Origin of the sequence: Mesorhizobium sp. M8A.F.Ca.ET.165.01.1.1 (assembly GCF_004792065.1) — a bacterium.
GTDB lineage: Bacteria > Pseudomonadota > Alphaproteobacteria > Rhizobiales > Rhizobiaceae > Mesorhizobium.
This window is the reverse complement of the sequence record NZ_SRTH01000156.1, coordinates 1-330: the sequence shown is the minus strand read 5'-3', so window position 1 is coordinate 330 and position 330 is coordinate 1. Positions and strand designations below refer to the sequence as shown.

General features: G+C 63.3%; 1 protein-coding gene. It reads left to right on the top strand.

Annotation, left to right across the window (positions count from 1 at the left end; translation table 11 throughout):
• The coding region (locus tag EN808_RS35530) for a triose-phosphate isomerase (protein ID WP_189524255.1) at positions 1-156 on the top strand (156 nt) is incomplete at its 5' end.
• Positions 157-330 lie beyond the last annotated feature (174 nt).

Below are 330 nucleotides of genomic sequence, written 5' to 3'. Positions count from 1 at the left end.
GCCAGGATGCGCATCCTCTATGGCGGCTCGGTCAAGCCTTCCAACGCGGTGGAACTGCTTGGGGTCGATAATGTCGACGGCGCGCTGGTTGGCGGCGCGAGCCTGAAAGCGGCCGACTTCCTCGCCATCGCGGAAGCCTATATGAGCATGTCGTAACTGCGGGCTCCGCCGGAGCGGCGGGGACGCGGCGCAAATCGTTGCAATGGCCGCATTGCTCCCCATATTCCCGGCCACGGGCTTGGAAATGCCGTCAAAGCATTGTAAGGAGCCGCCTCCAAATCACCGGTCGTATGCGCGGCCGCGCAAGGCCTCGCCAGGATAAACCATGGA